The organism is Silanimonas sp., assembly GCF_027530345.1.
Lineage (GTDB): Bacteria > Pseudomonadota > Gammaproteobacteria > Xanthomonadales > Xanthomonadaceae > Silanimonas.
The window spans coordinates 61,429-78,634 of the sequence record NZ_JAPZQK010000009.1; the positions used below are offsets into that span (position 1 = coordinate 61,429).

Annotated in this window: 17 protein-coding genes; 5 read left to right on the forward strand and 12 right to left on the reverse strand. The window is 69.3% G+C overall.

From position 1 onward, the window contains the following. Positions 1–14: 14 nt before the first annotated feature. Positions 15–1,553 (reverse strand): amino acid permease, encoded by a 1,539-nt coding sequence (locus tag O9255_RS05970; RefSeq protein ID WP_297865937.1) that lies wholly within the window; start codon positions 1,551–1,553, stop codon positions 15–17. Positions 1,554–1,695: 142 nt separating this feature from the next. On the opposite strand from O9255_RS05970, the gene O9255_RS05975 reads away from it, so the two are divergent. Continuing rightward, the gene (locus O9255_RS05975) at positions 1,696–2,259 is read left to right on the forward strand and encodes an NUDIX hydrolase (protein ID WP_297865938.1); all 564 of its coding nucleotides are present in this window, start codon (positions 1,696–1,698) and stop codon (positions 2,257–2,259) included. Here the strand turns inward: O9255_RS05975 and yeiP are convergent. Further along, positions 2,245–2,808, reverse strand: coding sequence for an elongation factor P-like protein YeiP (yeiP, locus tag O9255_RS05980; protein WP_297865939.1), 564 nt, complete (start codon positions 2,806–2,808; stop codon positions 2,245–2,247). The two genes, O9255_RS05975 and yeiP, sit on opposite strands and share 15 nt — an antisense overlap. A 9-nt stretch (positions 2,809–2,817) precedes the next feature. After that, positions 2,818–3,588 carry an SDR family NAD(P)-dependent oxidoreductase gene (locus tag O9255_RS05985; RefSeq protein ID WP_297865940.1) on the reverse strand — a complete coding sequence of 257 codons (771 nt, stop codon included), beginning with the start codon at positions 3,586–3,588 and terminating at the stop codon, positions 2,818–2,820. Positions 3,589–3,689: 101 nt separating this feature from the next. Here O9255_RS05985 and O9255_RS05990 point away from each other — a divergent pair, with 101 nt between their 5' ends. Next, positions 3,690–5,033 carry an HD-GYP domain-containing protein gene (locus tag O9255_RS05990; RefSeq protein WP_297865941.1) on the forward strand — a complete coding sequence of 448 codons (1,344 nt, stop codon included), beginning with the start codon at positions 3,690–3,692 and terminating at the stop codon, positions 5,031–5,033. 34 nt (positions 5,034–5,067) lie between these two features. Here O9255_RS05990 and O9255_RS05995 read toward each other — a convergent pair whose 3' ends face one another. The 7 genes from O9255_RS05995 to O9255_RS06025 form a co-directional block, all read right to left on the reverse strand. Next, positions 5,068–5,637 (reverse strand): hypothetical protein, encoded by a 570-nt coding sequence (locus O9255_RS05995; protein ID WP_297865942.1) that lies wholly within the window; start codon positions 5,635–5,637, stop codon positions 5,068–5,070. After that, positions 5,634–6,236, reverse strand: coding sequence for a hypothetical protein (locus O9255_RS06000; RefSeq protein ID WP_297865943.1), 603 nt, complete (start codon positions 6,234–6,236; stop codon positions 5,634–5,636). The genes O9255_RS05995 and O9255_RS06000 overlap by 4 nt, the downstream gene beginning before the upstream one ends. Before the next feature lie 84 nt (positions 6,237–6,320). Then, positions 6,321–7,187, reverse strand: a complete 867-nt coding sequence (locus tag O9255_RS15260; protein WP_345781362.1) for a GNAT family N-acetyltransferase — start codon at positions 7,185–7,187, stop codon at positions 6,321–6,323. Continuing rightward, positions 7,174–8,082: a hydroxymethylglutaryl-CoA lyase gene (locus tag O9255_RS06010; RefSeq protein ID WP_297865944.1), complete on the reverse strand. Its 909-nt coding sequence runs from the start codon at positions 8,080–8,082 to the stop codon at positions 7,174–7,176. Before O9255_RS06010 ends, O9255_RS15260 begins: the two co-directional genes overlap by 14 nt. Next, positions 8,079–10,082 carry a biotin carboxylase N-terminal domain-containing protein gene (locus tag O9255_RS06015; RefSeq protein WP_297865945.1) on the reverse strand — a complete coding sequence of 668 codons (2,004 nt, stop codon included), beginning with the start codon at positions 10,080–10,082 and terminating at the stop codon, positions 8,079–8,081. Before O9255_RS06015 ends, O9255_RS06010 begins: the two co-directional genes overlap by 4 nt. Continuing rightward, positions 10,082–10,606, reverse strand: coding sequence for a cupin domain-containing protein (locus tag O9255_RS06020; RefSeq protein ID WP_297865946.1), 525 nt, complete (start codon positions 10,604–10,606; stop codon positions 10,082–10,084). The genes O9255_RS06015 and O9255_RS06020 overlap by 1 nt, the downstream gene beginning before the upstream one ends. Positions 10,607–10,610: 4 nt before the next feature. Further along, positions 10,611–11,399, reverse strand: coding sequence for an enoyl-CoA hydratase-related protein (locus tag O9255_RS06025; RefSeq protein WP_297865947.1), 789 nt, complete (start codon positions 11,397–11,399; stop codon positions 10,611–10,613). 148 nt (positions 11,400–11,547) lie between these two features. Between O9255_RS06025 and O9255_RS06030 the strand changes: the two genes are divergently transcribed. The 3 genes from O9255_RS06030 to O9255_RS06040 are packed head-to-tail and all read left to right on the forward strand — an operon-like array spanning position 11,548 to position 13,864. Beyond that, a complete protein-coding gene (locus O9255_RS06030) occupies positions 11,548–11,799 on the forward strand; it encodes a FeoA family protein (protein ID WP_297865948.1) in 252 nt (83 codons plus the stop codon). Continuing rightward, positions 11,799–13,640 carry a ferrous iron transporter B gene (locus O9255_RS06035; RefSeq protein ID WP_297865949.1) on the forward strand — a complete coding sequence of 614 codons (1,842 nt, stop codon included), beginning with the start codon at positions 11,799–11,801 and terminating at the stop codon, positions 13,638–13,640. Before O9255_RS06030 ends, O9255_RS06035 begins: the two co-directional genes overlap by 1 nt. Continuing rightward, complete coding sequence (locus O9255_RS06040; protein ID WP_297865950.1) at positions 13,640–13,864, forward strand: DUF6587 family protein; 225 nt, start codon at positions 13,640–13,642, stop codon at positions 13,862–13,864. The genes O9255_RS06035 and O9255_RS06040 overlap by 1 nt, the downstream gene beginning before the upstream one ends. Before the next feature lie 22 nt (positions 13,865–13,886). On the opposite strand, the gene O9255_RS06045 is transcribed toward O9255_RS06040, so the two are convergent. After that, the gene (locus O9255_RS06045) at positions 13,887–15,497 is read right to left on the reverse strand and encodes a J domain-containing protein (RefSeq protein ID WP_297865951.1); all 1,611 of its coding nucleotides are present in this window, start codon (positions 15,495–15,497) and stop codon (positions 13,887–13,889) included. Further along, on the reverse strand, positions 15,494–17,191 hold the full coding sequence (locus O9255_RS06050) for an Hsp70 family protein (RefSeq protein ID WP_297865952.1): 1,698 nt from the start codon (positions 17,189–17,191) through the stop codon (positions 15,494–15,496). The genes O9255_RS06045 and O9255_RS06050 overlap by 4 nt, the downstream gene beginning before the upstream one ends. Between the last annotated feature and the right edge of the window lie 15 nt (positions 17,192–17,206).

The following is a 17,206-nucleotide window of genomic DNA, read 5'->3' on the forward strand; positions in this document are numbered from 1 at the left end:
GCGGTGCTGCTCCGTCAGACCTTGCGCAGCTTGCTGTTGCGGAAGCCATAGAAGAAGTAGATCAGGAAGCCGAGCACGGTCCAGCCCGTCATCACCTGCCAATGGTCGGCGAACGGCTGGATGAACAGGTACAGGCACGAGATCACGGCGATCGGCACCACCAGCCACACGCCCCACACGCGGAACGGGCGGTCCAGCTCCGGACGCGTGTAGCGCAGGATGAGGACGCCGGCCGAGACGGTGGCGAAGGCGAGCAGGGTGCCCATCGAGACGAGGTCGCCGAGGAAGCTCAGCGGCAGGAAGCCGGCCATGATGGCCGCGAAGATGCCGACGATGATGGTGCCGATGTAGGGCGTGCCGTAGGTCGGGTGCACCTTCTCGAAGGCCTTGGGCAGCAGGCCGTCTTGCGCCATCGCGTAGAAGATGCGCGGCTGGCCCATGAGCATGACGAGGATCACCGAGCTCAGGCCGGCGATGGCGCCGATCTCGACGATGTGCTTCAGCCACTCCAACTGCGGGTAAGCCTGCATCGCCGTGGCGATCGGCTTCGAGGTGCCCAGCTCGGTGAAGGGCAGCAGGCCCGTCATCGTGGCGGCCATCGCGATGTAGAGGATGGTGCAGAACACCAGCGAGCCGAGGATGCCGATCGGCATGTCGCGCTGCGGGTTCTTGGCTTCGCCGGCGGCGGTCGAGACGGCGTCGAAGCCGATGTAGGCGAAGAACACCACGGCCGCGCCGCGGATGACGCCGTCCATGCCGTACTGGGCGTGGCCGGCGGTTTCGACGGTCGGCGGGATCAGGGCGATCGCGCTCGGGTCGGTGGCGCAGGCCGCGACCAGCTTGGCCGCGAGTTCGGCGCTGAGCAGGCCGCTGCTCTTGGCGACGGCCGCGCAGGCGTTCCAGTTCTCAGGGTTGATGAACTGGAAGGCGAAGCCCAGGAACAGCACGATCACGGTGACCTTGATGAACACGATCAGCGCGTTTACCCAGGCGCTCTGGGTGATGCCGCGGTAGCAGAGCGCGCTGATGGCCGCGACGATCAGAACGGCCGGAAGGTTCAGCGTGGCGCCGGTGCTGACGAAGCTCTTGGTCTCGGCGACGAAGGTGTAAGGGGCCTGGGAGAGCGCGTCGGGGAAGGCCATCCCGAAGGTCGAGAGGAAGCTGTTGAGGTAACCCGACCAGCCCACGGCCACCGTGGAGGCGGCGAACAGGTACTCGAGGACGAGGTTCCACCCGATGAACCAGGCGACCACTTCGCCCATCGTGCTGTAGGTGTAGGAGTAGGCCGAGCCGGACACCGGCATCATCGCCGCGAACTCGGCATAGCACAGGCCGGCGAAGGCGCAGGCAAGGCCGGCCATCACGAAGCTCAGCATCACGCCGGGGCCGGCATAGTTCGCCGCTGCGGTACCCGTCATCACGAAGATGCCCGCGCCGATGATCGCGCCGATACCGAGCAGGAACAGCTGGCGTGCGCCGAGCACGCGCTTGAGGCCGCTGTTCGCGAAGGCGTTCGCGTCCACCGGCTTGATGGCAAACAATTGGTTGAGCATCCCGAGATCCCCTGGGTGGTGCGGTGTGGAACAAGCTGGAGTGTCGCCGCCCGATTCCCCTGGAACGCGGGCAACGGCAAACCATACCCGGGGCGGTCACGGGGCGGCAATACATTCCCTTCACGTCGGCGATAATGGTGCGATGGACCCGAAGATCGCCGAATTCATCGACAGCCTGAGGCGATATGCGCAGACCTGTCCCGAACATCGCTCATTGGTGGACGATTTCGCCGGATTCGCGGCCGTTGCGCCCGACGTCTTCACCCGAGCGCACCTCGCGGGGCACTTCACCGGCTCCGCCTTCGTGGTGTCCGCCGACGGTGCGCGGGCGCTGCTGCTCCACCACGCCAAACTCGACCGCTGGCTCCAGCCGGGCGGCCATGCTGACGGCGAGATTGACCTCGCGGCCGTCGCCTTGCGCGAGGCCGAGGAGGAAACCGGCTTGCCGGGGCTGGTCGTCGAGAGCGGCATCTTCGACCTCGACCGCCACGGCATCCCGGCCCGCGGCGCGGAGCCGGAACACTCGCACTGGGACGTCCGTTTCGTGGTGCGCTGCACCAGCGACGAGACGCCCCAGATCAACCGCGAATCCCGAGCCGCCGCCTGGCGCCGCATCGACGAACTCGCCGTCGACGGGACGCTCGAACCGTCGATCCGGCGGATGGCGGCGCGCTGGTTGGCCCGCTCAGGCTCAGGCGCGGCCTGAGAACTCGCCGGTCGCGGTGTTGATCAGCACCTTCTCGCCGTTGCTGATGTACTCCGGGACCATGATCTCGATGCCGGTGCTCAAGCGCGCCGGCTTCGGGCGCTTGGTGGCCGTGCCGCCCTTCATTTCCGGCGGCGTATCGACGACTTCCAGCGTGACCGTGGCCGGCAACTGCAGCGCCACCGGCGCGTCGTCGATGGTCTGGATGTAGCAGCCGGTGAGGCCGTCGGTGATGTAGCCCGCGGCCTCGCCGATCGCGTCCGGGTCGAGCGTGTAGGGGGTGAAGTCCTCGTCGTCGAGGAACACGAAGGCCTCGCCGTCCTTGTACGAGAAGCTGGCCGCGCGGCGCACCAGGTCGACTTCCTTCAGTTCGTCGTCGGCGCGGAGCGAGAGGTCCAGCTTGGTGCCACCGGGCACCGAATACATCGTGAAGCGGAAGGTGACGTTGCCACCGCGCGCTTGCGGAGAGCTCCGCTCGATGTCGCGGATCTGCCAGACGCCGTTGTTGTGCTCGACGACGTTGCCTTTCTTGATCTCGAAAGCCTTCATGGAATGCCCTTACTTCGGCTGCATGCGGATGGCGCCATCGATGCGGATGGTTTCGCCGTTGAGGTAGCGGGTCTGGAGGATGAAGCCCACGGTTTCCGCGAACTCCTCCGGCTTGCCGAGGCGCGAGGGGTAGGGCACCTGGGCGCAGAGGCTCTGGTACACGGCCTCGGGCATGCCATCGACCATCGGGGTGTGGAACACACCCGGCGCGATGGTCATGACGCGAACGCCGATGCGGGCGAATTCGCGGGCCATCGGCAGGGTCATGCCGACCACGCCGCCCTTGCTGGCCGCGTAGGCGGCCTGACCGATCTGGCCCTCGTAGGCGGCGACGGACGCGGTGTTGACGATGACGCCGCGCTCGCCGTCCTCGCCCGGCTCGTTGCCCTGCATCAGCGCCGCCGCGGCCTTGGCGACGTTGAAGCTGCCGACGAGGTTCACCATCACCGTGGTGGCGAAGGTCGAAAGCGGCATCGCGCCTTCCTTGCCGAGCACGCGGCCCGCCCCGAGGATGCCGGCGCAGTTGATCGCCGCGTTCAGGCCGCCCAGGGCGTCCTTCGCCGCCTGCACGTTGGCCGCCACGCCGGCCTCGTCGCTGACGTCGGTGCGGAAGAAGTGCGCGTTGCTGGCGCCGAGCTCGGCCACGGCGGCCGCGCCGCGCTCGGCGTTGACGTCGAACAGGGCGACCTTGCCGCCGTTCGCCACCAGAAATCTCGCCACGGCGAAGCCGAGGCCGGAAGCGCCGCCAGTGACGACGGCGCGGACATGGTTCAGATGCATGGGGGTGCTCCCGGAGAGACGCCGGATTTTACCCGAGGCCGCTGCCCGGCCGTGGGCTGACGGGGCACACTGGTGCCATCGCAGACAAGTCGGGAGAGGGCATGGAGCGGATCGCGGTCGAGCGCCTGCGGGTGGGGTTGTGGGTGTCGATGGAGAACGTCCCCGGCACCGGCTTCCTGCTGCGCAGCGAGGCGCAGATCGCCACCTTCGCGCAGGTGGGCGTGAGCCATGTCTGGCATGAACCGGCGCGCAGCGAGGTGGCGCCCTTGCCCGAGCCTGAGCCCGCGCCCGACCCCGTCGGGACCTCGATGCCTGACGACGATCCGCCGGCCCTGCCGGGCGCGGCATCGGGCGGCGGTATCGAGATCGTCGCGGTGCCCGAACCGGACCGCATCGAGGGGGAAGGATTGGCGCACGGCCCCCGCGTGTCGGGGTTCGACGACGAGCCCGCGACGGCACCACCGACCGACGCGCTCGACGCCCAGCGGCAGAGCCTCGATCGCTGCGAACGCCGGTTCAGCGCCGTCTCGAAGGCCTTCCGCAACGTGCTGCAGAACGTCCGTGCGCAGCCCGAGGAGGCGCGTGCCATCGCCGAGACCGAGGTCGGCGGCATGGTCCGCGCGGTGCAGCAGGAACAGGACGTCGCCATCCGGCTGCTCTCCGAAAAATCCGGGCAGGAAACCGCGCTGCACGCCATCAACGTCTCGGTGCTCTCGGTGCTGCTGGGCCGGGCGATGGGCCTCGATGGCGAACTCGTCGAGGCGATTGGCCTCGGCGCGCTGCTGCATGACGTGGGCAAGATCGAGTTGCCCGATGTGATGCGTGGCAAGGCCGATTCGCCGAACCCGACGGAACGTCGCATGTTCCAGAGCCACGTCGAGCACAGCCGCACCCTGGCCGAGCGCATGGGCCTCGGCGAGGCCGCGGCCGCCATCGTTGCCCAGCATCACGAGGCCAGCGACGGCAGCGGGTATCCGCAGGCACTGAAGGGCGAGGCCATCCACCCCGCCGCGCGCGTCGTCGCGCTCGTGAACCACTACGACAACCTGTGCAATCCGCCGAACCCGATCCACGCGCTGACGCCGCATGACGCGATCGCCGCGGTCTACCGGAAGACGAAGGAGAAGTTCGACCCTGCCGCGCTGAACGCCTTCGTGCGGATGATGGGCATCTACCCGCCCGGCTCTGTGCTGCACCTCTCCGATGGCCGCTTCGCGCTGTCGGTCGCGGTCGACCCAGCCAACGCGATGAAGCCGAAGGTGCTGATCCACGACCCGGCCGTGCGGCCCGAGGATGCGCTCATCGTGCCGCTGGCGGAGCATCCGGAGCTCTCGATCCAGCGGGCCATCAAGCCGATGGCCCTGCCGCGTGCGGCCTTCGACTACCTGCAGCCGCGCAAACGCACCAGCTTCTTCATCGAATCGCGCTCGCGGCGCTTCGGATGAGGGCCTTGGGCCGGCGCGTGGCCGGCCTGTTGCGTCAGTCGATCGCGGCCTGGAAGTCCGGGTCGGACAGGACGGCGACCAGAAGCTTCTGCACGGCCGTCGGGTAGTTGTCGTAGGCGGCCGGGATCGCGACGGCGCCGATGAACGACGAGGGCCAGTTGTGTGCGGCCTCGTACGTCTTTTCGAAGCGTTCGCCGTTGCCGCCGCTCACCACGATGCGTACGGCGAGTTCGGCGGAGCCCTCGCTGACGCCGCTGGCATCGACCTTGTGGCGCAGCAGCTCGAGAGCGATGCTGCGCTCGGCGCTGGCGGAGTAGCGGCCGCTGGCCGACAGCTCGGCGATGAGCGCTTCGCGAATGTAGCCGCTGAAACGGCCATCGGAGGCCGAAGACATCATCGGCGAGCCCCGCAGCGAGACCCGGTCGTTCTTCACGTCGGCCGCGGCGCGCGCCTCGCCGACGGCGACCGGTGCACCTGCGGCCAACGGACGCGACGCGACCGCGGTCTGGTACTGCGCGGCGGGCATCGACACGCAGCCTGCGAGGATGCAGGACGCCAGAAGCAAGCCACCGGCGCGCGACAGCGAAATGGCGCGGCCGATCATTCGAACGCCCCCTGTTCGCGGAGCTGCTTCAGGCCGTTCCAAGTGATCTGGTCGATGACCTGGCCTGCCGCCTGGTCCGGGCTCACGGGCGTGAGGTTCGCCGGGCCCGCGTGGTTGCCCACCGTCGTGTGCAGCGCATGCTTCACTTCCACCGACTTCGATGTCTCGCCAACGCGATAGGTGAGCGTGGCCGCATAGCCGTCCGTCACCATGGTTCCTACGGCGCCGAAGGTCAGGCCCGTGCCGAAGCCTTTCGCCGCGGCGTTGTCGGTGAGCGGAACGTTGTCGATGACCACGGTGAGCGTCGCCTGGTTGGACGCCGCTGCTTCCGTCGCCGTCGTGAACAGGCCTGATTCGTTCGCCACGGCCAGCACTCGGGGCTTCATGAAGCCGGTGGCGCGGGCATTGGCATTGCCTTGGGTGCGGAATTCCGCGAGCACCTGCACTGGGGCGGGGGACGCCACCGTGCCGACGTCGGATTTCCCGACCATCGGCAGCGCCGTATCGACGTAGGAGCGCGTGCTCAGGCAACCCGACAGGGTGAGGGTGACAGCAAGGGCGAGCGCGAGCTTCGCGCCCGATTTCGGGGGGGTATGCATCGTTGGTCCTTTCCATGGGCCGATTTCGGCGCGAGAAAAGGTGGCCGAGCGATGCCGAAAAAGCAAGGCGTCCGCGCGTCTTGCCTACAAGGCGCGCAGATAGAAGCGGTTGCAGCCGAAGTGGCCGGTGGCCCCCATCGCCTGCGTGATTCGCTGGAAGCCAGCGCGCTCGTACAGCGCCTGCGCCGCGTCCATGCCGGTGAGCGTCTCGAGGTAGCACTGGCGGTAGCCGAGGCGCCGCGCGGCATGCAGGCAGCGGGCGATCAGCGCCGTGCCGGCACCGAGGCCGCGCAGGCCGGGCTTGAAGTACATCTTGCGCAGCTCGCAGACCCCATCGATGCCCTCCAAGGGCGCGATGCCGCCACCGCCCAACACGACGCCGGCCACTTCGACGACGAAGTAGGCCGCCCCCGATCGCGCGTAGGCCGCATGCATCGCGCCCACTTCGGCGTCATGGATGGCGAAGCCCGGGCCATCGGCGCCGAACTCCGGCATCACGCTGCGGATGATGTCGGCGACGGCTGCGTCGTCCGTCGACCGCATCGGGCGCATCACGAAGCGCGCCGCGTCCTCGATCTGGCTGAGGTCGGCCTTCCGCACCCAGCCGGCGTCACCCTTGGCCGAGTAGCACCAACGCCAGCCGCCCTGGTCGTCGGCGACTAGAAGCCGCTCGCCGGGCGTCAGCGCCAGTTCGCGGGCGTCGTACGCCGCGACGGCATGGGCGGTGGCCGGAAGGGTGTCGAGCGACTGGCCCTCGTCGAGTTCGAAGGCGCTGCGCAGCGTCCAGCCTTCCGCGCCGCCCGGCGTGATGCACCAGTGGAAGTCGGGCCACTCGTCGTCGTTGCGGGTGATCGTCAGGCGCTCACCGGCGTCGAAGGCGATCGGGTGGTCGTAGGTCGGGCGGCGGCCGGCATAGGCCACGGCCGCGCGCAGGGGTTCATGGCTTTGCACGGTTCACCTTGCTCATGGAGTCGCGGCCCAGCACCGACGACAGCCAGCGGCCGGTCGCGATGAGCGCATCGAGGTCGACGCCGTGGGCGAAGCCCATCCCGTCGAGGAGGTAGGCGATGTCTTCGGTGGCGACGTTGCCACTCGCGCCCTTGGCGTAGGGGCAGCCGCCGGTGCCGGAGACGGCGGCATCCACGACGCGCACGCCGGCTTCGAGGCAGGTGGCCACGTTGGCCACCGCTTGGCCGTAGGTGTCGTGGAAGTGCACGGCCAGCGCGGTCATCGGCACTTCGCTGGCGACGGCCTCGAGCATCGCGCGCGCCTTGCGCGGCGTGCCGACGCCGATGGTGTCGCCGAGTGAGATCTCGTAGCAGCCCATCGCATGCAGGGCCTTGGCCACGCGCACGACCTCGGCGACAGGTACTTCGCCCTGGTAGGGGCAGCCGAGCACCGTCGAGACGTAGCCGCGCACCGCCAAGCCGTCGCGCTTCGCGGCGTCGAGCACGGGCGCGAAACGCTCCAGAGATTCAGCGATGCTGGCGTTGATGTTGGCCTTGCTGAAGGCTTCCGAGGCCGCGCCGAACACGGCGATCTCGGTGACGCCGACGCTGCGCGCTCGCTCGTAGCCCTGCAGGTTCGGCACCAGCACCGGATAGCGCACGCCGTCGCGCTTCGCCACGCCGGCATAGACCTCGGCGGCGTCGGCCATCTGCGGCACCCACTTCGGGCTGACGAAGGCCGTGGCTTCGACGGTGCCGAGGCCCGTGGCGGCAAGCTTTTCGATCAGCGCGATCTTGTCGGCGGTGCCGACCAGCGCCTTCTCGTTCTGCAGCCCGTCGCGCGGGCCGACCTCGACGATGCGGACGACGTCGTTGGTCACCGCGGCGGCCGTGCTCATTCCAGCACCACCAGCACGGCATCGGCCTCGACGAAGTCACCAGCAGTCGCGCGGACTTCCTTGACGGTGCCGGCGCGCGGCGCCTTCAGGCTCAGCTCCATCTTCATCGCTTCCATCACTGCGCATTCCTGGCCTTCGGCCACGGCGTCGCCCGGCTTCACCTTGGCCAGCACCACGCGTCCAGGCATCGGGGCCTTCAGCGTGCCATCCCCCCCCGCGCCCGTCTTGCCGGCGAACGCGAAGGCGCCGAGGCGTTCGATCAGCCAACGTTGCGTGCCGTCGTGGAGCAGCACCGAGCCGGCATCGACATGGGCGCGGGCCAGCACCGCGGCGCCGTCGACGCGGGCCGAGGCGCGGCCGTCATCACCGAGCCGGAGGCCGTCGACGCGGATCGTCGATGCCTCGCCTTCGAGCCCGATGGCGTAGTCGCCACCGTGGCCGCGCGCGTTCAGCACGTGGCGGACGCCGGCGGCTTCGAGCACCAGGCGACGCGCGCCGCCGTGGCCGAGGCGCCAACCATCGGCGATCGCCCAGGGCGAGGTCGGGTCGGGGCCGGCCGCCGCAAGTTCGCGCGTGGACTGTTCTTCGCGCATCAACACGGCGGCCGCCGCGAGGGCGAGCATCGGCGGGGGCGGCGGTGTGGCCGGGGTGAGCACTTCTCCCAGCGCGCGGTCGAGGTAGCCGGTGTCGATGGTGCCTTCGATGACACTCGGGTGGCGCACCAGCGCTTCGAGGAAGGCCACGTTCGACTTCGGACCTCGGATGTCGCAGTCGGCCAGCGCCTCTCGGAGCCGCGCCAACGCACGCGGCCGCGTTTCGTCCCAGACGATCAGCTTGGCGATCATCGGGTCGTAGAAGATCGTGACCGTGTCGCCTTCGACCACGCCGCCGTCGAGGCGCACGTGGGCGGACGGCGCTGGCAGGCGCAGGCGCTCCAGCTTGCCAGAGCCCGGGAGGAAGCCGGCCGCCGGGTCTTCCGCGTACAGGCGCAGCTCGATGGCGTGGCCGTGCTGGCGCACCTCGTGCTGCGCGAAGGGCAGGGCTTGCCCAGCGGCGACGCGCAGCTGCAGCTCGACGAGATCGAGCCCGGTCACCAGCTCCGTCACCGGATGCTCGACCTGCAGGCGCGTGTTGATCTCCATGAAATAGAAGCCGCCGTCCTGCCCGACGATGAACTCGACGGTGCCGGCGTTGACGTAGTCGATGGCCTTCGCCGCCTGCACGGCCGCCGCGCCCATGGCTTCGCGCAGATCCGGCGTCAGGAAGGGCGAGGGCGATTCCTCGACCACCTTCTGGTAGCGGCGCTGCGCCGAGCACTCGCGTTCGTTGAGGTGCAAGGTGTGGCCGTGGGTGTCGGCGAACACCTGGATCTCGATATGGCGCGGCTTCTCGACATAGCGCTCCAGCAGCACGCGGTCGCGGCCGAAGGCGTTCTTCGCCTCGCGCTGGCAGCTCTCCAGCGCCGCGGCGAACTCACCCGAAGCGCGCACGATGCGCATGCCCTTGCCGCCGCCGCCGTGCGCGGCCTTGATCATCAGCGGGTAGCCGATGGCGTCGGCCTCGCGCTGCAGAAGCGCGGGCGATTGGTCGGCGCCGGTGTAGCCCGGCACCACCGGCACGCCGGCCGCGTGCATCAGCTCCTTGGCGCCGGCCTTGCTGCCCATCTTCCGCATCGACGTGCCCGACGGACCGACGAAGGCGATGCCCGCCGCAGCCACCGCGTCGGCGAAGTCGGCGTTCTCCGAGAGGAAGCCGTAGCCCGGATGGATGGCCTGCGCGCCGGTCTTCTTCGCCACCTCGAGGATGGCGTCGCCGCGCAGGTAGCTGTCGCCGGGCGCCGGGCCGCCGATGCGGTGCGCTTCGTCGGCGAGGCGCACGTGCTGGGCGTCGGCATCGGCGTCGGAGTAGACGGCGACGGTGCGGATGCCGAGCTTTCGCGCGGTGCGGATGACGCGGCAGGCGATCTCGCCGCGGTTGGCGATGAGCAGGGTCTGGAACATCACTCGCCGTCCCAGTAGCCGAGGTTGTCGGCTTCGCGGTTGCGCAGCCGGACGATGCGGCGTTCGCCCGACTCGTCGAAGCCGAGGAAGTGCGAGGCGCCGGTCTTGCCGGAGTCCGGGTACTGGTAGAGGTCGGGGAAGATCATCGTGCTCACGGCGAGGTAGCGCAGCGTCGCGCTGGCTGAGGTGTTGCGGATCTGGTGGGCCGTTTCCGGCCCGCCGACGGGGCAGGCGATGACGTCGCCCACGCGCAGTGGGTAGCGCTCGGCGCCGACGCGGAGTTCGCCTTCGCCTTCGAGCACGAGGAACATCTCCTCGTTGCCGTAGTGGTTGTGCGCCGGGAAGGCCGCCTTGCCGGGCGGCACGATGGTGACGTTGTAGCCCAGCTTCTGCGCGCCGACGCGGGGCGAGATCGGGGCCACCATGGCGCCCCGGTACTTCTTCGGGCTTTCGTCGGGCGGCGCCGTAATCAGCTCCGGCTGCAACGCGTCAAGGTTGATGACGGGGGAGAGGCGCTCGCCCATGGCTTTAGCCCACCCAGCGCGGCGCGCGCTTGTCGAGGAAGGCGCCCAGGCCTTCCTGGCCTTCCGGCGAGACGCGCAGGCGCGCGATCAGTTTGGCGTTCTCGGCGTCGATGCGCTCGGCGTCCTCGCGCGTCAGGCCGCCCATGCGCAGGGCGAGCGTCTTCGCTTCCGCCTGCGCGATGGGGCCGCCCTTGCCGAGCCAGTGCAGCTCGCGGTCGACGGCTTCATCGAGCTCGCCGGCCGGCACGCAGCGGTGCAGCAGGCCGATGCGCGCGGCTTCCGGCGCCTCGAACACCTCCGCCGTCTGGAACAGCTTGCGGGCCTGGCGCGCGCCGATGGCCGCCACGAGGTAGGGCGAGATCACCGCCGGCACGAGGCCGAGCTTGGCCTCCGACAGCGAGAACTTCGCGCCCTCGACGGCGATGGCGATGTCGCAGCAGGCCACGAGCCCGACGCCGCCGCCGTAGGCCGAACCGTTGACGCGGGCGATCGTCGGCTTCGGAAAGAAGTTCAGCGTGCGCATCAGGCGCGCGAGTTCCAGCGAGTCGGCGAGGTTCTCGGCTTCGCTGGCCTTGGCCATGCCGCGCATCCAGTGCAGGTCAGCGCCGGCCGAGAAGGTGCTGCCTTGGCCCGTCAGCACGAGGGCGCGCACCGAAGCGTCGGCGGCCAGCGCGTCGAGCATGGTGTTCAGGGCGCCGATCAGGCCGGCGTCGAAGGCGTTGTGCACCTCGGGCCGTGCGAGGGCCAGCCAAGCGACGGCGCCGCGCCGCAGCAGGTCGATGGGATGGGACACGCGTCCTCCGGAGGGGGCGGATGGGCTCCGGGCGGGGCCGGGAAGCCCCCGATTCTAGCGACTGCGCCCGCCTCGCCGACGTTGGCGGTCGAGCCGGCGCGCCGTGATGGAAATGTCTACAATGAGAACGATTCTCATGGACCAGCCCATGACCCTGCTTGACCTGCCCACCGGCAGCTCCGCCACCGTCGCCGCCGTTGACGACGTCCATGCCAATGACACGATCGCCCGCCGCTTGCGCGAGCTCGGTTTCGTCGCCGGCGAGCCGGTGCGCGTGGTGACGCGCGGTCCCTTCGGTGGTGACCCGCTGCTGGTGCAGATCGCCGGCACGCGCTTCGCGCTGCGTCGGGTCGAAGCCGCCCGCGTACGGCTCGCCGAAAGCAGGGCGGCGCAGCCGTGATGCGCGCCGCGCTCGTCGGCAATCCGAACTGCGGCAAGACCGCGCTGTTCAACCGCATCACCGGCAGCCGGCAGAAGGTGGCCAACTACGCCGGCGTCACCGTCGAGCGCAAGGAAGGTCGCGCGCGGCTTCCTTCGGGTCGCGAGCTGGCGATCCTCGATCTGCCCGGTGCCTACAGCCTGCAGGCGGCCAGCCTGGATGAAGCGGTGACCCGCGACCTCCTTCGCGGCTTCTATCCCGGTGAACCGCCGCCGGATTTGCTGCTCTGCGTCGTCGATGCCACCAACCTGCGCCTGCACCTGCGCTTCGTGCTGGAGCTGAAGGCGCTGGGCAAGCCGATGCTGGTCGTGCTGAACCTCGTCGACGCCGCCAAACGGCGCGGCATCGCCATCGACATCGCGCGTCTTTCCGCGGAACTCGGCGTGCCCGTGGTGCCCACCGTTGCCGTGCAGCGCGGCGGTGCGGACACGTTGCTGGCGGCGATCGATGCCGGTGAGGCGCGCCTGCCACCGGCCGCTGCGGCGAACGCGATGCCCGACGCCGAGGCCCTGCATGCCGAAGTGCATCGCCTCCTCGATGCCGCCGTGCGGCTGCCGCCGGCGGGCCTCACCACCGAAGACCGTCTCGACTGCATCGCCTTGCACCCGGTGTTCGGCTTCGTGCTGCTGGCGGCGGTGATGTTCCTGATGTTCCAGGCCGTGTACGCGTGGGCCGAACCGCTGATGGGCGGCATCGAAGCCGCCACCGCGTGGTTCGGGGCCACCGTTGCCGCGTGGATGCCGGCGGGACCGTTGAAGAGCCTCGTCGTCGATGGACTGATCGCTGGACTCGGTGGCGTGGTGGTTTTCCTGCCGCAGATCCTGATCCTCTTCCTCTTCATCCTCGCGCTCGAAGAGAGCGGCTACCTCCCGCGCGCCGCCTTCCTGCTCGATCGCGTGATGGCCGGCGTCGGTCTCTCCGGCCGCAGCTTCATTCCGTTGCTCTCGAGCTTCGCCTGCGCCGTGCCCGGCATCATGGCCACGCGCAGCATCCAGGACCCGCGCGACCGCCTCGCCACCATCCTGGTCGCGCCGCTGATGACCTGCTCCGCGCGCCTGCCGGTGTACGCCCTGCTCATCGGTGCCTTCATCCCGCAGCGCGACGTGCTGGGCGTGTTCAACCTGCAGGGCCTCGTGCTCTTCGCGCTGTATGCCGCGGGCATCCTCTCGGCCCTCGCTGTGTCTTGGGTGATGAAGCGCTGGCGCCGCGACACCCGCGAGCACGCGCTTCTGCTGGAGCTTCCCGCCTATCGATGGCCGAACCCGCGCGACGTCGCCATCGGCCTCTACGAGCGCGCGGCGATCTTCCTGAAGCGCGTGGGCGGCATCCTGCTCGCCCTCACGGTGCTGCTGTGGTTCCTCGCCAGCTACCCCACGCCGCCCGACGGCGCTACCGGTGCCGCCATCGACCACAGCTTCGCCGGCATGATCGGCCACGCCATCGTGCCGCTGTTCGCGCCGCTCGGCTTCACCTGGCAGATCTGCATCGCGCTGATCCCGGCCATGGCCGCGCGTGAGGTGGCGGTCTCGGCGCTGGCCACCGTCTATGCCATTTCCGCCGTCAGCGACGACCAGGCCGGCGCACTGGCGCCGCTGATCGCGAACGACTGGTCGCTGGCCACGGCGATCGCGCTCCTGGTGTGGTTCATCTATGCGCCGCAGTGCATCAGCACCTTGGCCACGATCAAGCGCGAGACCAACAGCTGGCGGCAGACCGGCATCGCCACGGCCTACCTGTTCGCGCTGGCCTATGGGGCCACCTTCATCGCCTACCAGCTCGCCGTCGCGATGGGGGCGGGGTGATGCTGCAGGAGTTCATCGTTGCCCTGCTGGTGTTGGCCGCCGCGGCCTTCGTGGTGCACGACCGCGCCCCGGGCCTCAGCCGCCGCCTGCGCGTCGCGCTCGCCGTCCCGCTGGTGCGCGAGGGGCGGCCGGCATGGATGAAGCGGGCAGGGCGGTGGATCGCGCCACCGCGTGTTGCATCGAACGGCTGTGGTGGCTGCACCGGTTGCGAGCCGACGCGCTGACGCGAATCGCCTGGGTGTCCGTTCAGCGGATGATCAGGACCAGGAACCAGGCCATCCCGGCCATCCAGAGCGCCGCGAAGGTGGGACCCCAACCCTCCCGAGGCGTGCCCCGTTCCCGCAGGTCCCGCTCCTGAACGACCCGCTCGATGGCGAAGGCGGCGACAACGCCCAGTGCCATGCCGAACCGGTTCAAATCCAACAGCGAGACGGCTTCGATCTCCAGGCCGGCGTGCAGCATCGTTGTGCCCAGCAGCAGGACCAGCACGAGCAGCGGCACGACCTTGGGCCTGCTCGACCAGGCCAGCGCGAAACCGGAGAATCCGAGCGCGAGGTTGGCGGCGGTATCGCCGGGCCAGCCGGCGAGAGGCAGCAGCGTCGCCGGCACGATAAGGATCCACCGATACAGGCTCCACGTCCGACGCTGGATCCAGGGCCATAGGCGGCCCATCAGGATCGAGAACGCCTCCAGCAGCCATCCGAACGCGAGGCCCAACAGCCATAGCGCGGCGACGACCGAGAGAGTCGCGCCGGTGACGATCGTTCCCGCCGCCACCAGTCCCTTGATGGGTGAATCGGGTTCCTGCGCCAGGCCATACACCAGCAGCGGTGCGGCCAACCCGCCGGCGAGCAGGATGCGGATGATGCTCAACAGTGCCTTCGGACCGTTGACCCCGGCCGGTGCCGACAAGGCCAGCAGCAACTCGAGGTTCGGAACGTCGACGCCTGCCGCCTGCCACCGTTGCAGCCGGAGCGCGTGCGGCCCCAGGTGCGCTTGCGCGTCGCGTTGGCGATTCGGTGGCAGCAGGTCGAGGAATACGCGCCAGCGCGGCACATCGTCGATGGCGTGCTGGAGCAGCGCCGCCTGTCTGGTTGTCAGGACGCGTCCGCGCCCGTCGAGGCTCAGGCCGATCTCGCGGCGCAGCGTCTCGCGCTCGGCGTCCAGCGTCTCCGCGTCGAGCTCGGACGCGAGCGGCGAGGCAAAGGTCGTCTCACGCGGCGTCTCGATGCCGCTCGCCATGCGCACCAGCGAGGCATCGATATGGTCGAGCGCCGGTGCCAGAGCCGGGTGGCGGCGAAGCCGGGCATCGACCCCGAAGAACGCCATCAAGGCCGCAACGTTGTCCGGCCGGGGTCGGATCGCATCGATGCTGCGCGCGAGGGCGTCGACGACGCGAGGGATCAGGGCCCACTTCAGGTCGATCGAGTAGAGATCGGGATGTTCGTCGAGCCAGCTTTGGAGGGTCGCAGGTCGATCCTTGGCCAGTCGCGGTGCGAGTGCGTCGAAGAATGCACCGAAGTCGAAGCCCCGCCCTTCGTCCGGCGCTGCGACCGGCTGGCTTTCCGGCTCGGGTATGGGGGGCGGAAGGTCCGGAGGCGCATCGACGGGACGCCCGAGCTCCGGCAGCGCGTCCGGCGTGGGCAACCCTTCATCCGATGCCGTTGGCGGTGTTGCATTCGCATCGCGATGCCGGACGGCGCCCAACGCCCACTCGTAGGCGTCGTTCAGCCGCTGGAAGCCGATCGGATCCTCGTCGGGTCTCGTGGACTTCAGTGCGCGCGCGTAAGCGCGCTTGATGGCCTTGGCATCAGCGTCGTCGCCGATGCCAAGGATGTCCCAAGGCGTCGTGCTCATCGGTGCAGCCGCGCGTCGAAGGCGTCGAGCGCTTCCTCGAAGGAGGTCCGGTGGGCTGCGACGAGGTCGCGGTCCTGCGTCAGCAACGCCGACTGGAACTGCACGATCATTCCCTGCAGTTGCTTGCGGTCGTCGCCCAGCGCCTCGGCGAAGAGGCGTTCGGCGCGCGCGATGATCGCGATGTTGGGCTGCTCGTCGCGCGGATGCACCTTCAGCGCCGCCAGCTCGGCCAGCCTCGCCTTCACTTCGGCGTCGTCGAGGCCGGAACCGTCCTGCACGATGACCAGCTCGCGAACGACACCCGACTTCTGCACCCTGGCCTCGACCTGCAGGACGCCGTTGATGTCGTAGGTGAACCGCACATCGACCCCGCGCTCCTCGGGGTTCCCGGGGGGCAGGGGGATGTCGAGGGCACCGAGGGCGATGTTGTGCTCGACGCGGGGGTTTTCCCCCTGGAAGACGTGCAGTTTCACCGTCGACTGGTGCGCATGCACCGGGGTGTACTCGCGAACCCGGCTCACCGGCACCGTGCTGTTGCGCTCGATGATCGGATCGAAATGGCCGTCGCTGCGCACGCCATTGCCGAGGTCGATGCTGATGGCCACGCCGAGCGAGTGCGGGCAGACGTCGGTGAGGACGATCTCCTCGAGCGTCTGGTCGCGCCCCTTGAGGCCTGCCGCCACGCAGGCGCCGTGGGCGATGGCTTCGTCGGGCGCGACGTGGCGCAGCGGCAGCCGGCCCAGCAGACGCGCAGCAAGGCGCGAAAGCTGCGGCATCCGCGAAGCGCCGCCGACCATCACGATCTCCGCGAGGTCGGGGCCACGCAGGCCCGCATCGCGGATCGCGCGTTCGATCGGTGCGCGCATCCGCGCCACCAGTGGCGAGATCACCTCGTCGAAGCGGTCGGGGTCGAGCGCAACGGAGTACTCCCGGCTGCCCAGCGTCAGCGCAATCTGGGTCGGCTGGTTGGCGCAGAGCTGGCGCTTCGCGACTTCCGCGCGCTGCCTCAGCAGGCTCGCGTCGCCGGTGGGCAGCGTGGTCCGAAGCACGCCGGTTTCCACGAGGAAATGCTGCTCCAGCGCTTCGGTGAAGTCATCGCCGCCGAGGAAGTTGTCGCCGGCGCTGGCATGCACCTTCACCACGCCTTCGAAAAGCTCGAGGATCGAGACGTCGAAGGTCCCGCCGCCGAGATCGAGCACGAGCACGTGGGCGTCGTCGAGCTTCTCGGCCAAGCCGTACGCCAACGCGGCGGCCGTGGGTTCGTTGATCAGCCGCTCCACCTTCACACCGGCCAGCTCCCCCGCCCGGCGCGTGGCGCGCCGCTGCGCGTCGCCGAAGTAGGCCGGCACGCTGATGACGGCCTCGGTCGGCCGGATGCCGAGTGCTGCCTCGGCATCGTCGAGCAGCGAGCGGATCACCAGCGCCGACAGCTCCTCGGGCCGATACGAGCGCTTGCCGAGAACGGTTTCCCGCCGGCTGCCCATCCAGCGCTTGAAGCTGGCGATGCTCTGCCGCGGGTGGCTGATCACCCGCTCCTTCGCGGGTTTGCCGATCAGCAGCGTGCCGGTGTCGTCGACGCTGATCGCCGAAGGCGTCAGGACGTCGCCGTGTGCATTCGGGAAGAGTTTGGGTTGTCCATCGACGAACGCGCCGATGAGGGAGTGGGTGGTGCCGAGGTCGATACCGACAATCATGGAAACCGATCGTCC

Bases quoted from the DNA above. Each gene is read 5' to 3' on its own strand.
- O9255_RS05970 (WP_297865937.1), bottom strand. From the start codon at position 1,553: ATGCTCAACCAATTGTTTGCCATCAAGCCGGTGGACGCGAACGCCTTC.
- O9255_RS05975 (WP_297865938.1), top strand. From the start codon at position 1,696: ATGGACCCGAAGATCGCCGAATTCATCGACAGCCTGAGGCGATATGCG.
- yeiP (WP_297865939.1), bottom strand. From the start codon at position 2,808: ATGAAGGCTTTCGAGATCAAGAAAGGCAACGTCGTCGAGCACAACAAC.
- O9255_RS05985 (WP_297865940.1), bottom strand. From the start codon at position 3,588: ATGCATCTGAACCATGTCCGCGCCGTCGTCACTGGCGGCGCTTCCGGC.
- O9255_RS05990 (WP_297865941.1), top strand. From the start codon at position 3,690: ATGGAGCGGATCGCGGTCGAGCGCCTGCGGGTGGGGTTGTGGGTGTCG.
- O9255_RS05995 (WP_297865942.1), bottom strand. From the start codon at position 5,637: ATGATCGGCCGCGCCATTTCGCTGTCGCGCGCCGGTGGCTTGCTTCTG.
- O9255_RS06000 (WP_297865943.1), bottom strand. From the start codon at position 6,236: ATGCATACCCCCCCGAAATCGGGCGCGAAGCTCGCGCTCGCCCTTGCT.
- O9255_RS06010 (WP_297865944.1), bottom strand. From the start codon at position 8,082: ATGAGCACGGCCGCCGCGGTGACCAACGACGTCGTCCGCATCGTCGAG.
- O9255_RS06015 (WP_297865945.1), bottom strand. From the start codon at position 10,082: ATGTTCCAGACCCTGCTCATCGCCAACCGCGGCGAGATCGCCTGCCGC.
- O9255_RS06020 (WP_297865946.1), bottom strand. From the start codon at position 10,606: ATGGGCGAGCGCCTCTCCCCCGTCATCAACCTTGACGCGTTGCAGCCG.
- O9255_RS06030 (WP_297865948.1), top strand. From the start codon at position 11,548: ATGACCCTGCTTGACCTGCCCACCGGCAGCTCCGCCACCGTCGCCGCC.
- O9255_RS06035 (WP_297865949.1), top strand. From the start codon at position 11,799: ATGCGCGCCGCGCTCGTCGGCAATCCGAACTGCGGCAAGACCGCGCTG.
- O9255_RS06040 (WP_297865950.1), top strand. From the start codon at position 13,640: ATGCTGCAGGAGTTCATCGTTGCCCTGCTGGTGTTGGCCGCCGCGGCC.
- O9255_RS06045 (WP_297865951.1), bottom strand. From the start codon at position 15,497: ATGAGCACGACGCCTTGGGACATCCTTGGCATCGGCGACGACGCTGAT.
- O9255_RS06050 (WP_297865952.1), bottom strand. From the start codon at position 17,191: ATGATTGTCGGTATCGACCTCGGCACCACCCACTCCCTCATCGGCGCG.